The 14,481-nt window shown below is 71.6% G+C and carries 13 protein-coding genes; 5 read left to right on the top strand and 8 right to left on the bottom strand.

Annotation, left to right across the window (positions count from 1 at the left end; translation table 11 throughout):
- Nucleotides 1-550 precede the first annotated feature (550 nt).
- From rocD to ACFHW1_RS17420, 3 genes are all read right to left on the bottom strand, one after another.
- Nucleotides 551-1,768 carry an ornithine--oxo-acid transaminase gene (gene rocD / locus ACFHW1_RS17430; protein ID WP_416554774.1) on the bottom strand — a complete coding sequence of 406 codons (1,218 nt, stop codon included), beginning with the start codon at nucleotides 1,766-1,768 and terminating at the stop codon, nucleotides 551-553.
- On the bottom strand, nucleotides 1,765-2,574 hold the full coding sequence (gene ddaH, locus ACFHW1_RS17425; RefSeq protein ID WP_416554801.1) for a dimethylargininase: 810 nt from the start codon (nucleotides 2,572-2,574) through the stop codon (nucleotides 1,765-1,767). Before ddaH ends, rocD begins: the two co-directional genes overlap by 4 nt.
- Before the next feature lie 314 nt (nucleotides 2,575-2,888).
- Nucleotides 2,889-3,470 carry a hypothetical protein gene (locus ACFHW1_RS17420; RefSeq protein WP_416554772.1) on the bottom strand — a complete coding sequence of 194 codons (582 nt, stop codon included), beginning with the start codon at nucleotides 3,468-3,470 and terminating at the stop codon, nucleotides 2,889-2,891.
- 168 nt (nucleotides 3,471-3,638) lie between these two features.
- On the opposite strand from ACFHW1_RS17420, the gene ACFHW1_RS17415 reads away from it, so the two are divergent.
- Nucleotides 3,639-4,154 carry a MarR family winged helix-turn-helix transcriptional regulator gene (locus tag ACFHW1_RS17415; RefSeq protein ID WP_416554770.1) on the top strand — a complete coding sequence of 172 codons (516 nt, stop codon included), beginning with the start codon at nucleotides 3,639-3,641 and terminating at the stop codon, nucleotides 4,152-4,154.
- Here the strand turns inward: ACFHW1_RS17415 and ACFHW1_RS17410 are convergent.
- Nucleotides 4,116-4,883, bottom strand: coding sequence for an MBL fold metallo-hydrolase (locus ACFHW1_RS17410; protein WP_416554768.1), 768 nt, complete (start codon nucleotides 4,881-4,883; stop codon nucleotides 4,116-4,118). The genes ACFHW1_RS17415 and ACFHW1_RS17410 overlap by 39 nt on opposite strands.
- Before the next feature lie 114 nt (nucleotides 4,884-4,997).
- Between ACFHW1_RS17410 and ACFHW1_RS17405 the strand changes: the two genes are divergently transcribed.
- Nucleotides 4,998-5,867 (top strand): Fpg/Nei family DNA glycosylase, encoded by an 870-nt coding sequence (locus tag ACFHW1_RS17405; RefSeq protein ID WP_416615720.1) that lies wholly within the window; start codon nucleotides 4,998-5,000, stop codon nucleotides 5,865-5,867.
- Nucleotides 5,868-5,877: 10 nt separating this feature from the next.
- Here ACFHW1_RS17405 and ACFHW1_RS17400 read toward each other — a convergent pair whose 3' ends face one another.
- The 4 genes from ACFHW1_RS17400 to ACFHW1_RS17385 all read right to left on the bottom strand — a co-directional run bounded on the left by ACFHW1_RS17400 (nucleotide 5,878) and on the right by ACFHW1_RS17385 (nucleotide 10,100).
- A complete protein-coding gene (locus ACFHW1_RS17400) occupies nucleotides 5,878-6,522 on the bottom strand; it encodes a DUF1707 SHOCT-like domain-containing protein (protein ID WP_416592124.1) in 645 nt (214 codons plus the stop codon).
- Nucleotides 6,523-6,585: 63 nt separating this feature from the next.
- Nucleotides 6,586-7,965 (bottom strand): FAD-dependent oxidoreductase, encoded by a 1,380-nt coding sequence (locus tag ACFHW1_RS17395; RefSeq protein WP_416554762.1) that lies wholly within the window; start codon nucleotides 7,963-7,965, stop codon nucleotides 6,586-6,588.
- Nucleotides 7,966-8,001: 36 nt separating this feature from the next.
- A complete protein-coding gene (locus ACFHW1_RS17390; RefSeq protein WP_416554760.1) occupies nucleotides 8,002-9,216 on the bottom strand; it encodes a carboxylate-amine ligase in 1,215 nt (404 codons plus the stop codon).
- 95 nt (nucleotides 9,217-9,311) lie between these two features.
- Entirely contained in the window at nucleotides 9,312-10,100 is a 789-nt protein-coding gene (locus tag ACFHW1_RS17385; protein ID WP_416554758.1) for a hypothetical protein, read from the bottom strand.
- Between the two features lie 369 nt (nucleotides 10,101-10,469).
- Between ACFHW1_RS17385 and ACFHW1_RS17380 the strand changes: the two genes are divergently transcribed.
- The 3 genes from ACFHW1_RS17380 (at nucleotide 10,470) to ACFHW1_RS17370 (ending at nucleotide 14,462) form a co-directional block, all read left to right on the top strand.
- The gene (locus ACFHW1_RS17380) at nucleotides 10,470-11,888 is read left to right on the top strand and encodes a carbohydrate-binding protein (RefSeq protein WP_416554756.1); all 1,419 of its coding nucleotides are present in this window, start codon (nucleotides 10,470-10,472) and stop codon (nucleotides 11,886-11,888) included.
- Between the two features lie 558 nt (nucleotides 11,889-12,446).
- Nucleotides 12,447-12,944, top strand: a complete 498-nt coding sequence (locus ACFHW1_RS17375; protein WP_416554754.1) for a DinB family protein — start codon at nucleotides 12,447-12,449, stop codon at nucleotides 12,942-12,944.
- A 114-nt stretch (nucleotides 12,945-13,058) separates the two neighbouring features.
- Complete coding sequence (locus ACFHW1_RS17370) at nucleotides 13,059-14,462, top strand: chitinase (protein WP_416568329.1); 1,404 nt, start codon at nucleotides 13,059-13,061, stop codon at nucleotides 14,460-14,462.
- Nucleotides 14,463-14,481 lie beyond the last annotated feature (19 nt).

The raw sequence follows: 14,481 nt of genomic DNA, 5'->3' as shown, positions 1-14,481 counted from the left end.
AACGCGGCGATCAACATCAAGGCCGCCGGGCAGGCGGACGTCAACGACCGTGGAGCGCGGGTAGGACCGGGACCCGTCCCGGCACCGCGCGGTGAAACGGTAACCCGCCAGAACACTGCGCGTGTCACGCGCGGCGTGGCTGGAATCGCCGCCGATTAGGGCGGCGAGGATGTCAATACGTGCCGGCCGATTTCGGCGACCCGGTGTTCCTGCCGGCCGAGGCCGGGGTGGCCGGCGGCGGCATCGTCGGGTCAGGGTCTGCTCACCGAGCTGCGGCGCTGCGCCCCGGCGATCGGCGTCCGGCTGGATCCCGCCGGAGACCTGCCGGACACCGAGGCGGCCCGGCTGTTCGCGGTGCCCGACGGCACCAACTTCTCCGCCGAGACGCAGGCGTGGCTCACCCTGCACGAGGCGTGTCGGGCGAGCATCGCCTGCGGCCGGGCCATCGTGTTCCACTGACTGACCCGGAACCTGACCCCGACCCTGCCCGTACCGCCGGACGACCGGCTTTCGGCCGGGCGGCGCATCGCCCCCCGGCCGGCCGGTGTGCTCAGCGCAGCACGTGGGAAAGCTGTTCGATGGCGAAGTCCACGTCGGACTCGTCGACGACCAGCGGCGGGGCCAGCCGGATCGTCGCACCGTGGGTGTCCTTGGCCAGTACGCCCCGCTCGGCGAGCCGTTCGCAGGCCTGCCGACCGGTCATCCGCCGTGGGTCCAGGTCCAGTCCGGCCCACAGCCCGCGACCGCGGACGGCGAGCAGTCGGCCGTCGTCGCACAGCGCGTCGAGCCCGGCGTGCAGCCGCGCCCCCAGCTGGGCCGAGCGCCGCTGGTACTCGCCGGTGGCCAGCAGCCGGACCACCTCGGTGGCGACCGCGCAGGCGAGGGCGTTGCCGCCGAACGTCGAGCCGTGCTCGCCGGGGCGCAGCACGCCGAGCACCGACCGGTCGGCGACCACCGCCGACACTGGCACAATGCCGCCGCCGAGCGCCTTGCCCAGGAGGTACATGTCCGGCATGACGCCTTCGTGGTCGCAGGCGAACGTCGCCCCGGTGCGGCCCAGTCCGGACTGGATCTCGTCGGCGAGCAACAGCACGTCGTTGCGGGTGCACAGGTCCCGTACCCCGGTCAGGTAGCCGTTCGGCGGCACCACCACGCCCTGCTCGCCCTGGATCGGCTCCAGCAGCACCGCGACGCAGGTCTGGTCAATCGCGTCGGCCAGCGCGGCGAGGTCGCCGTACGGCACGATGGTGAACCCCGGGGTGTACGGCCCGAAGTCGGCACGGGCCTCGGCGTCGGTGGAGAAGCTGACGATCGTCGTGGTCCGGCCGTGGAAGTTGCCGTCGGCCACGACGATGGTCGCCTGCCCGTCCGGTACGCCCTTGACCTGGTAGCCCCACTTGCGGGCGACCTTGAGCGCGGTCTCCACCGCCTCGGCGCCGGTGTTCATCGGCAGCACCATGTCCTTGCCGCACAGCTCGGCCAGCTCCCGGCAGAAGTCGGCGAACCGGTCGTGGCTGAACGCCCGACTGGTCAGGGTGAGCCGGTCCAGCTGGGCGTGTGCGGCGGCGGTCAGGGTCGGATGCCGGTGGCCGAAGTTGAGCGCCGAGTAGCCGGCCAGGCAGTCCAGGTAGCGTCGGCCGTCGACGTCGGTGACCCAGGCGCCGGTGGCCTCGCTGATCACCACCGGTAGCGGGTGGTAGTTGTGCGCGGTCCAGCGTTCCGCGTCCCGTACCGCTCTCGGTGTCCGCAGCATCCCGTCAACGATCATCGGCTCGACCCCCTCAGCTCCAGGGTGCAGCATTTCGGGCCGCCGCCGGCCTTGCGCAGCTCGGACAGGTCGACCCCGACCGGGTGGTAGCCGCGTTCGCGCAGCGCCGCCGCCAGCCCGTCGGCCTGCACCGGTAGCACGACGTGTCGGCCGTCGCTGACCGCGTTGAGGCCGAACGCGGCGGCGTCGGCCAGGCTGGCCGTGACGGCGTCCGGGAACAGCCGGCGCAGCACCGCCTGGCTGCCGGGGGAGAACGCTTCGGGCAGGTACGCGATGGTCCGCTCGTCGATCACGGCGAGCGCGGTGTCGAGGTGGTAGAAGCGCGGGTCGACCAGTTGCAGGGTGACCACCGGGCGGCCGAACACCTCCTGGGCGTGGGCGTGCGCGGCGTGCGAGGTGCGGAACCCGGTGCCGGCCAGCAGAAAGTCGCCGACCACCAGGAGGTCGCCTTCGCCTTCGTTGACGTGCTTGGCCTCGTGCACCGGGAAGCCGGCCTGCTCCAACCAGTCGCGGTAGGCAGGCGCCTCATCGGCCCGCTGCGGCTCGCGGAACTGCACGGCCAACGCCCGGCCGTCGATGACGGTGGCGCCGTTGGCGGCGAACACCATGTCGGGCAGACCGGGCAGCGGCTCGATCTCGTCGACCGTGTGGCCCAGTTCCAGGTACGTCCGGCGCAGCTGGTCCCATTGCGTGATCGCCAGCTCCCGGTCCACGGGGCGGGCCGGGTTCATCCACGGGTTGATCGCGTATTCCACGGCGAAGTACGTCGGCCGGCACATCAGGTACTGCCGGTGGGTGGCGTGCATCGTCATGCGACTGGCTCCTGGGGTCGAAGGCGCGCCTCGGCGGTGGCCGTGGGCTGGCGCTTGTCCTTCACGCTAAGGGCTGTGACCCGCAGAAACCATTGTCAAGAGTTGCTTGTATTGGCGAATCGTTGCGTCATCGCTGGGTCCAACGTGCGCTTTGTTGCGTCCACCTGCTTTCGGGGAGCGACCACGCTGTCGCCCCCCGAAGATGCGGTGCCCGGTGAACCACCGGTTCGGTCGGCCCTCGTGCGGTGAACCACCGCTGCTGGGCCTGCGGGACGGTGAGACCACCGTCCCGAGGTCACGATTGCCCGTCAGAAGATTCCGGCAAACTGTGAATCAAGCCACTGCCGTACCTGCTGCACCATGTCGGTCTCGGTGGTCAGCCAGCTCAGCGCGCCGGTCAGCGCCAGGCTGCCGACGATCATCGTCCCGAGGGCAACGACGATGCCCGTCAGCGCCTCTGTCCGGCCGGCGATGTGCCGGCGGGCCGTCGCCGAGATCCCGCCGAGGCCGGTGGCGAGGGCGATCACCCCGATCGCGATCCCGTACGGTGCCAGCGGCCCGGACAGCACGAACAGCGCGCCGGTGATCCCGGTGATCAAACTGACGGTGGCCAGCAGGCTGGCCCGGGGCCGTGGCCCGGCCGGTGTCGGCGGGGGAGCCGGCCGGGGGTCGCCGCCCTCCCGGTTGGGTGGCTCGGGGCGCGGTCCCGGCGGCGACGGCCGGGTGGCCGGGTCGGTAACCCCGGCCCGGGTCGTGTCGCTCCGCGTCGTGTCGGCCTCTGCGGCGTCGGCCGTGCCGGTCGCGGTCGCGGTGGTACCGCCAATCGGTGGCGGGTCGTCCGCCGGCCGCGTCGGCTCCGTGCGCCGGGACAGCGAGGGAATCCTGACCATGACAGACCTCCTTATCGGTACGCCGGACCGCACTGCGGCTGCGCGGGTCTCCGGCGGTTGTCGGCTTGCCGTACCCGGATGTCCGGTCCGCCACACCAGTCACGGTCAAGCGGGTGGCGATACCCTCGGACGGTCAGGTTCCGATCATGGGCGGGTGTAGCGGTGTCGGTGAGGCCAACAGGACCGGAAGCGGATCATGGAACGCGCGGTCCCGACGATCCGCCGGAGCTCACGGACTACTTCCGTCAGCTGCTGTGGCAACGGCACATCGTCGGTCTCTGCCGCGCCGGGGCTGCGGCGACCCGCATTGGTGAGGCCGCCGCCGCGCGTACCGGCCGTAACCTCACCCAGTTCCTGGTGCTGGGCATGCTCGACGCCACCGGTCCCCGTTCCCAGCAGGAGCTCAGCGACGGGCTACGGACCGACCGAACCACGATGGTCGGCACGGTCGACGCGTTGGAACGCGCCGGTCTGGTCACCCGGCAGCGCAATCCGACCAACCGGCGGGCGTACATCGTCACCATCAGCCCGGCCGGTCGGGCGGCCCTCGCGACGATCTCGGCCGACGCGGCGACCCTCGAGACCCGGTTCTTCGAGCGCCTCACCGCCGACGAGCGGAACCAGTTGGTCGGCCTGATCGGCAAGCTACTGATCGGTGCCGACGCCGGCCCGACGACGGGTTAGTCGGCCGCGCCCGGCCAATCGGCTGAGCCGCTTCTCCTCCCTTGCCGCCCAGCGGGCGACCCGGCGCGGGTCGAGCGGGCCGCCGTGCCCGACGTGCAGCGTCGCCGGGCCGAGGGCCAGCATCCGCCGCAGGCTGGCGAGGTTGCCGGCTGGGTCATCGTGGAACGGCGGGTTGGCCGGCCGGCTGCCGAGCAGGCCTAGCATCGAGCTGGCGACCAGGTCTCCGGCGACGAGGTCGCCGTCGTCGGTGAGCACTGAGATCGAACCGGCGGTGTGGCCCGGGGTGGGCACGATCCGGCCGGCCACACCGTAGTCGTCGAGCCGCAGTTCGCCGTCGATCAACAGGTCGGGCTCGACCGGCCGGACCGGTCGGTCGAGCACCCCGGTACGCATGATCAGCCGCCCGGTCGGCCCGGTCGGCAGATAGGGCCGCCGGCTCGCGCCGGCCCGGTACTGAGCCAGATCGGCGACGTGACCGGCGACCGGTGCCCCGGTGAGTTGGTGCAGTCGGGCGGCGGAGCCGAAGTGGTCGGTGTGCCCGTGGGTGAGCACGATCAGCGCCACCTCGGACGGGTCCACCCCGTGGCGGATCAGACTGGCGTGGATCTTTCCGCCGCTGCCGGGCATCCCGGCGTCGACGATGACCGGTCGGCGACCGAGCAGGAGATAGGCGTTCACGCTCCGCTTGCCGGTGACGGGGATCGGCAGGACGGTGGTGCGAGTGGGCACAGGACCTCCGAACGAGCGACGAAGTAAATCGTCAGGTAGTCAACAGTTGAGCAACATACAATCAGTCGGGTCTGGCCATGGTCAAGCCGGCTGCTGCCGATAGGCTCTGCTGCCATGCCCGAAGGCCACACCATCCATCGGCTGGCCGCCCACCACCACGCCGTACTCGGCGGAGCGCAGATCGTCGCGACCAGCCCGCAGGGTCGGTTCGCCGCTGGCGCCGCCCGACTCACCGGCGCCACCCTCGCCGCCACCGAGGCGTACGGCAAGCACCTGCTGCATCACTACCGGGGCGGTCCGGGCGGCAGCATCCTGCACGTGCACCTGGGCCTCTACGGCACCGTCGCCGACGGGCCGGGACAGCCGCCGGCACCGGTCGGGCAGATCCGGCTGCGGTTGGTCGGCGGGCCGGCAGGGACAGCCGACGGACCAGCAGCGGCAGCCGGCGAAGCCGCCCGACGGCACTGGTTGGACCTGCGCGGGCCGGCTGCCTGCGAACTGCTCACCGAGGCGGAGACCGACGCCCTGCGCGACCGGCTCGGTGCCGACCCGCTGCGCGACGACGCCGACCCGGACACCGCCGGCGGACGGATCCGGCGCAGCGCCCGGCCACTCGGTGCGCTGTTGCTCGACCAGACGATCGTCGCCGGGGTCGGTCTGGTCTACGCCACCGAGGTGCTGTTCCGGGCCGGGATCGCGCCGACCATGCCCGGCCGGCGGCTGACCGCCGACCAGTGGCAGCGGATCTGGTCCGACCTGGTCGCTCTGATGCGGATCGGGGTGCGCCGGGGCCGGATCGACACCATCCGCGACGAGCACCTGCCGGAGGCGATGGGCCGGGCGCCGCGCAACGACCGGCACGGTGGCGAGGTGTACGTCTACCGGCGCGCCGGCCAACCCTGCCTGTGCTGCGGCGCCACCGTGGCCGCCGGGGTGCTGGCCGCCCGGAACACCTACTGGTGCCCGACCTGCCAACCGGGCTGACCCGCCGCCGTCACCACCATTTGCGCTTCGGTGGCCGCACCACGACCGAACCGAAGATCACGTTGCAGCTCACCTGGATGATCGGGGCACCGGGCCGGGGCGGTGCGGTCAGCTTTGACTTCTTGTCACCGAACACCGCCGTGCCGGTCATCCGGACGTCGACCCCTTCCGGCACGTACACGGTGACCGAGCCGAAGATGGCAGTCGCCTCGATAGTGGTCACCTGATGCTGGATCTGGGCATCCTGCAACTCGATCTTGCAGTCGCCGAAGACCGCCCGCGCCTCCACCCGGTCCGGCACCAGCCAGTGCCCCTTGCGCACCTCGTCACCGAAGATCGCCACCATCCGCTCCACCGGGGCGGGCGGCGTCGCGCCGCCGCCCGGTACCGCCGGGTACGCCGGATCGCGCGCCGCCAGCGCACCCGGCCCGGCGGCGGCCGGCAGCCCACCCGACGGCTCGGTGGGCAGGTCGGCGGTGAGCCGGGCCAGCTCACCCCGGGTCTTGGCCTGATGTGCCTCGGTGGCCCGGTCGGCGTACTCGTCGAGGGTCAGCCGGCCTTCCGCGGTCGCCTGGCCGAGCAGCTCCACCACCTGCTCCCGCTCGGCGTCGGAGACGCGCAGGTGATCGCCGCTGGGGTGGGTCGCCGAGTCCACCCGCCAAGCCTAACGGCACGCCCGACGGCAACCGCCACCCGCCCGGTCCGGGCGGGCGCCGGCTCACGGGGTCTCGGCGACGGCGTTGTTGGCCCGCCGGGCGGCGACCAGCACCGGATCCCAGACCGGCGAGTACGGCGGGGCGTAGCCCAGGTCGAGGGCGGTCATCTCGGCCACCGACATCCGGTTCCACACCGCGACGGACAGCACGTCGATCCGCTTCGCCGCGTCCGAGGTGCCGACGATCTGACCACCCAGCAGCTGCCCGGTGTGCTGCTCAGCGATCAGTTTGATGGTCATCGGTGCGGCACCGGGGAAGTAGCCGGCCCGGTTGTTCGACTCCACGGTGGCGCTCACATAGGCGTACCCGGCTTTCGTCGCCTCGCGTTCGAGCAGCCCGGTGCGGGCCACCTCCAGGTCACAGACCTTGGTGATCGCGGTGCCGATCACCCCGGGGAAAGTGGCGTAGCTGCCGCCGATGTTGATCCCGGCCACCCGGCCCTGCTTGTTGGCGTGGGTGCCCAATGGGATGTGCACCGGCCGGCCGCTGACCCGGTGGAAGGTCTCGACGCAGTCGCCGGCCGCCCACACGTCGGGCACCCCGATCACCCGCATCTGCAGATCGGTACGGACGCCGCCGGTGACGCCGATCGGCAGGCCGGCCTGCTCGGCGAGCCCGGTGTTCGGCCGTACGCCCAGACCCAGCACCACGACGTCGGCCGGCACCGCGCCTTCGTCGGTCAGCACCTCGCAGACCCGCCCGTCCCGCTCGTGCAGGCCGGTGACCGTTACGCCGGTACGCACGTCGATGCCGAGCCCGACCAGCGCTGAGCGGACCAGCGCTCCCATGTCCGGGTCGACCGTGGACATCGGCTGTGGGCTGCGCTCCACCAGGGTTACCGCCAGGCCACGCCGGATCAACGCCTCGGCCATCTCCACCCCGATGTACCCACCGCCGACCACTACCGCCCGACGCGGCACCGGTTCCTGATCGAGCCAGTCCCGCAGCGCCGCACCGTCCTCGAGAGTCTGCACCCCGAACACGCCGGCGGCGGCGTTGCCCGCCCACGGCGGCTGCGCCGGCGCCGCTCCGCTGGCGTACACCAGGGTGTCGAACGGCTCGCGGACCTCCCGCCCGCCGTCGCCGAACGACGTGGCCACCACCTCCCGCGCGGCAAGGTCGATCCGGGTGACCTCGTGCCGGATGCGGACGTCGATGTGGTGGTCGCGGCGGAACGTCTCCGGATCGCGGACGATCAGCTCCTGCGGGTCGTCGACCAGGCCGGAGATCCAGTACGGGATTCCGCAGGCCGAGTACGAGGTGAACCGGCCCCGCTCGAACGCGACGATGCTCAGCTCGTCGGGGCCACGCAGTTGCCGGGCCTGAGACGCGGCCGACATGCCGGCCGCGTCACCGCCGATCACCACCATCCGTTGCGCCATTTCACATCTTCTCCAGTCGGGTCCGGTCGGACCGGATCAGCGGTCCGGTGGGGGGAGTGGCGGCCGGTCCGGCGGGGGAGCGGTCACGTGCGGCGGTGCCGGGATGATCGACCGGCTGCGGGTCTGCGCGGCCAGGTAGTCCACCACGGCGCCCAGGTCGCCGGTGCCGGCGTGCACGGCCCGCTGCCGGGCCGCCCCGGTGCCCCGGGCCCGCAGCCGGCCCAGCAGCGAGTCCACCAGCGCGACGTCGCCGTGCCGGTCGAGCTCGGGGCGGACGGTGTCGACCAGCCGGCGCAGCAGATGCCAGCCGGGACGCAACGCGGGTGCCCCGGTGGCCAGGTCCACGGCCTGCCCCTCCAGTCCGTCGTGCGCGGCCCGCCAGTGGGCGGCGACCAGCACATGATGCTCCACGTCGACCGGTGGCCGGTCCTGTTCCACCGCGGTGAGCGCGGTGCCGACCAGACCGCGGACCAGTGCGGCGAGCAGGATCGTGTCGTCCAGGCTCGGGCAGACGTCGCCGATGCGGACCTCGACGGTGGGGTAGTGCGCCGACAGTCGGGCGTACCAGTGGAGCATCCCTTCGTCCAGGATGAGACCGGCGGTGGTCAGGTCGTCGACCAGTGACCGGTAGTGCTCGTACGAGCGTAGCTGTGGGGCCGGGGCGACCGCCGGCCAACGCTGCCACATCACCGACCGCCAACTGGCGTACCCGGTGTCGACGCCGTGAAAGAACGGTGAGTTGGCGGTCGCCGCCTGCAGCACCGGCAGCCACGGGCGGAGGTGGTTGAGCACCTGTACGCCGACCTGCTGGTCCGGGACCGCGACATGCACGTGCAGCCCGTTGGTGCCCGGGCCGGGCAGCAGCTTGCCGTACCGTTCGACGATCCGGTGGAAGCGTGGGTCGTCAACCACGTCGGGCTGCGGACCGGCGACCGGTGCGGTGCCGACGGCGAGCAGCCGGACACTGGCCCGCTCGGCGGCGTCGGCGACCCCGGCGCGCAGCGTCCCGAGGGTACGCCGCAGCGCCCGTAGGTCCAGGCCGGGTGGACTGCCGATCTCGATCTGGCTGGTCTGGAACTCCCGCTGCACCTGCCCGCGCAGCTCCGGCGGGATCTCGGCGAGCACCGCCGCGACCGCCGGTGCGGCGGCACCCGACCGGCGGTCGACGAGCAGGAACTCCTCCTCCACACCGACGGTCAGCGCGTCGGGCCGGTGCCGGGCCGGCTCGGCGGCGACAGTACTGCTGGTCATCGGGCCATCCTGCGCCTTCGGACGACCCGGCGGTACGGCTTTGCGGTGCCGCCGGCCGCGCCGGTCGGCTCAGCGTTCGCGGATGGGCGGTCGGTTCAGCGTTCGCGCCGGGGTGGCCGGGGCAGCGGCAGGTCGTGCCGACCGGCGATCAGCTCCTGGACCCGGATCTTGGCCAGGATGATTGGTTGCCGGTAGCGGCGCTCGCGGTCGGCGGACCTGGCTCGTCGCCACTCGGCCCAGCGGCTCTCGCCGCGGTAGAACCAGCGCGCCCAGGGCGCGTGCGGCCGGGCCAGCCGTAGCGCGCCGACGATCAGCAGGACCGGCAGGAACAGTCCCAGCAGCCCGGTCCAGATCTTGCCCTTGAGCAGGGTGATCGCTGCCAGCACCAGGTTGATCACGATGAGCGCGGCGCCGGCGAACTGTGCCGGGTCGGTCTCGCCGGTGAGGAATTCGTTGGCCCCCAGCGGTCGCAGGCCGAGTAGCAGCAGCCCGGAAACGGCGACCGCCACGAAGACCGCGTCGATCGAGGTGCGGCCGCGCTCCGACCAGTAGACGTCGCTCAGATGCAGCAGCAGGGCGAACTCGTCGAGCACCAGCGCGGCGCCGACGCCGAACAGCGCGGCCGCCACCGCTCGCCACACGGTCGTCTCCACCGGGATCGCCAGCCCGGCAACCCCGGCGACCAGCATGAAGACCACCCCGAAGACGACGTGATGGATGTGCAGGTCGCCCCGGGTGACGTTGCCGGGCCACCAGCGCACCTGTGCCCGGATCATCCGGACCGAGAATCGGATGAACGCGAAGCCGAGGACGACGCCGACGAAGAAACAGAACAGCGGCAGCCGGCCGGTCGAGACTATGGTCTGCTCGAACCAGCCGTTCACCGGACTCCTCCATGCGACACGCGCACCTTGTCTCCTTATCCACTGCTACGCAGGGATTCAACTGACTTTACGAGCTGTCCGGCCTGGCCGGACGGGTTCAGAGCCAGTCTCCACGCCGGTTGCGACATCGACATCGGTTGACAAGTCCGACCTGGAGACGTACAACTCTGAGAGCGCTCTCTCGATGAGTTGAGCGATCCCCGACCGTCCCCATCAGTTCTGATATCTCAAGACCGAAGATCGGCAACCGTGCCGGAGAGAACGCTCTCAGCCGGTCGGCGGCATCTGCCCTGATCCGGACCAAGAGTCGGCGAGCGGCCACCCCCCAGCAGGCCGTGACCGGCCCACACCCCAGCAGAGAGGCCAGTGATGAATTCACCCCCGCGACGCCCTCGTCGCCCCATCCGTACCCGGATCGTCGCCGCCGCAGCGGCGCTCACCGCGACCGCCGTCGTCACCTCGGTCACCGCGCACGCCAACGCCGCGATCCCGCCCACCCCCAGCGGCTGGGACCTGCTCTGGAGCGACGACTTCACCGGTGCCGCCAACACCCTGCCCTCGTCGGCCAACTGGATCATCGACACCGGCACCAGCTACCCCGGCGGCCCGCCACAGTGGGGCACCGGCGAGATCCAGACCTACACCAACAGCACCGCCAACGTCCGGCACGACGGCAACGGCAACCTGCGGATCACCCCGATCCGCGACGGCGCCGGCAACTGGACCTCGGCCCGGATCGAGACGGTACGCAGCAACTTCAAGCCGCCGTCCGGTGGCGTGATGGCGATCGAAGGCCGGATCCAGGTGCCGAACGTGACCGGGGCCGCCGCCTCCGGCTACTGGCCGGCGTTCTGGGCGCTCGGCTCGCCGTACCGGGGCAACTACCAGAACTGGCCGGCGATCGGCGAGTTCGACGTGATGGAGAACGTCAACGGCCTGAACAACGTCTGGGGCGTACTGCACTGCGGCGTTGCCCCGGGCGGACCGTGCGACGAGTTCAACGGCATCGGCGGGTCCCGGGCCTGCCCCGGCGCCTCCTGCCAGTCGGCGTTCCACACCTACCGCTTCGAGTGGGACGCCAGCGCCAGCCCGCAGCAACTGCGGTGGTACGTCGACGGACAGCACTACCACACGGTCACCCAGGGGCAGATCCCCGAGCCGCACTGGTCCAACATGACCACCCACGCCGGCTACTTCATCCTGCTCAACGTGGCGATGGGCGGTGCCTTCCCGAACGGGGTCGCCGGCTCCACCACGCCGACCGCGAACACCGTCTCCGGCGTACCGATGCTGGTCGACTACGTCGCGGTCTACACCCGCGGCGGGTCGAACCCGCCGCCGACCACCCCACCACCGCCGACCACCCCGCCGCCCGGCGGTGGGGTGAACGCGTACGCCGCGATCCAGGCCGAGGCGTTCAACGCCCACAACGGGGTCGGGACCGAGGCGTGCAGCGAGGGCGGCCAGAACATCGGCTGGCTGGCCGACGGCGACTGGGCCCGCTACGACAACGTCGACTTCGGCTCGACACCGCCGCGTGACTTCGTCGCCCGGGTCGCCTCCGGTGCCGGTGCCGGGGCCAGCGGCCTGGTCCAGGTCCGCATCGGCAGCCCGACCGCCGCGCCGATCGGCAGCTTCGCCGTCGGTGACACCGGCGGCTGGCAGACCTGGCGTACGGTGCCCGGCAACGTCTCCGGGGTGACCGGCCGGCAGACGGTCTACCTGACCTTCAGCAGCGGCCAGCCGAACGACTTCGTCAACGTCAACTGGTTCCACTTCCGCCGCTGACCTCGACGGGGAGCCCGGCTGGTCGACCCGCTTCGGGGGGGGGCGAGCCGGGCTCCCCTCGCCCGCGGTGCGCGCGAACGGCGAGGGGTTCAGCCTGGCGAGGCCTTCCTGCCGCTCATAGGGGAAGTTGCTCCTCGTTGCGGGCGACCGATGATGACGGTGGCCACGGTGGGTCGTCGCAGCAGCCAGTTGACCGCGATCTGCAGGCACCGCCCGGCCGGTCTCGCGGGACAGTTCCTCGAGGACGTCCACGACGCGGAACAGGTACTCGTCGTCGACCGGGGGACCGTGGGTGGCGCGCTCGTCGAGCACGGCTTCGACCGTCTGGACCTCGCCGACGTGGCGCGCCGCGCCGAGGTGGGCAAGGACGGTCTACCGCCGCTGGGGCACGGTCGCCGTCCGCATCGCCGAGTGGGGCACCTGCGTGGAGCAGGCCGTACGGCGGGCGGAACTGCCCCAGGGCACGGATGCCGCCGAGGTCATCCGCGCCGTCTCGGCGCCCGCTGCCACGGGGCCGGCCTCGCGCCCGTACTCCCGGTCGGCTGGGATGCTTCGGGCATGCCTTCCTACCCGCCGACATTCGCCGACCAGGTCGTCACCCAACCGCTGCGCGCTCAGTTCGAGGCGTTCCTCGACGAGCACCGCAGCGCACTCAACCGCTGTCTGGACGGGCTGACCGAGGAGCAGGCCCGCCGATCGTTGGTCGCCTCCCGGACCACGTTGCTGGGTCTGGTGAAGCACACGACCTTCGTCGAGAAGGTCTGGTTCGACGAGGCCGTGACGTGCCGGCCGCGTACGGAGCTCGGGCTGCCCGCTACGGCGGACGAGTCGTTCATCCTCGCTACCGACGACACGATCGCCAGTGTCCAACGCGCACACCGCGAAGCCTGCGAAGCGTCCCGCCGGGCGACGTCGTCCCTGGAGTTGGACGACATCCTGCACGGCAACCGGAGAGGTCCGCTTCCGCTGCGCTGGGTGTACCTGCACGTGCTGCGCGAGCTCGCCCAGCACTGTGGGCACGCGGACATCCTCCGCGAGCAGCTTGCCGACGAGTAGTACGCCGCCGCCTTCGCTGCCGCCGCTCACCGCCTTCGACCTCGGCCGAGGTGTTTACAAAACTGTTAAGAGTCTTAATAATTGCCGCACTGGTGCTTCGAGGGAGGGATGTCGATGAAACCCGTACGGATAGCCGCCCCGGTGCTGGCCGCGGTCCTCGCCGCCGCAGGGGTGATCTGGGCGGCCGGCCCGGCCCTGGCCGCCGGCCCCACCGCGACCTTCGAGAGAACCTCCGACTGGGGCAGCGGCTGGGAAGGCAAGGTCACCGTCGCCAACGGCGGCGCCACCGCCATCACCGCCTGGACCGTCGCCTTCGACCTGCCGGCCGGCACCACGGTCGGCACCTACTGGGACGCCCTGCTCAGCGTCTCCGGGCAGCGGTTCACCTTCACCAACCGCAGCTGGAACGGCCAACTCGCGCCAGGCGCGTCGGTCTCGTTCGGATTCCTCGGCAGCGGGCCGGGCAGCCCGACCAACTGCACCCTCAACGGTGCGTCCTGCGGCGGCCAGCAGCCGCCAACCACGGCCCCACCCACCTCCGCGCCACCGACTACCGCGCCACCCACCACCGCGCCCCCGACGACCTCACCCCCCAGCACGGCGCCGCCAACCGACGACGGGCTGCCGGAGCACTTCCTCACCGGGTACTGGCACAACTTCGACAACCCGGCCGTCGAGCTGCGGCTACGCGACGTGCCGGCCGAGTACGACCTGATCGCGGTCGCCTTCGCCGAGGCCACCAGCACCCCCGGCGCGGTCAGCTTCGGCATCGACCCGGGTCTGTCCGCCGCACTCGGCGGCTACACCGACGCACAGTTCAAGGCCGACCTCGCCACCCTGCACCAGCGCGGCAAGAAGGTGATCATCTCGATCGGCGGGGAGACCGGCCGGGTCGCGGTCAACGCCCCCGCGTCCGCCGCTGCGCTCGCCGACAGCCTGTACCGGCTGATCCAGGACTACGGCTTCGACGGCGTCGACATCGACCTGGAGAACGGGCTCAACCCGACCTATATGGCGGAGGCGATGCGCGCGCTGCGCAGCCGGACCGGGCCGGGGCTGATCATCACGATGGCACCGCAGACCATCGACATGCAGTCAGCATCGGTGTCGTACTTCAAACTGGCGCTGGACATCCGCGACATCCTGACCGTGGTGCACACCCAGTTCTACAACTCCGGGTCGATGCTCGGCTGCGACCAGGCGTTTGCCTACAGCCAGGGCACGGTCAACTTCATGACCGCGCTGGCCTGTCTGCAACTGGAATCGGGCCTGCGGCCCGACCAGGTGGCCCTCGGCCTGCCCGCCGGTCCGGGAGCGGCCGGCGGCGGCATCGTCGCCCCGACGATGGTCAACCAGGCACTCGACTGCCTGGCCCGGGGCACCAGCTGCGGCAGTTTCCGGCCGCCGCGCACCTACCCCGGCATCCGGGGTGCGATGACCTGGTCGATCAACTGGGACGTGACCAACGGCAACGGGTTCGCCCGTACCGTCAAGCCGCACCTGGCGACGCTGCCCTGACCGGCGGCCCGGCCACCCG

Source organism: Micromonospora sp. LOL_014 (genome assembly GCF_048060245.1).
Taxonomy (GTDB): domain Bacteria; phylum Actinomycetota; class Actinomycetes; order Mycobacteriales; family Micromonosporaceae; genus Micromonospora_E.
Note: the sequence above shows the minus strand (reverse complement) of the source record. Positions and strands in the feature narration are given on the sequence as shown.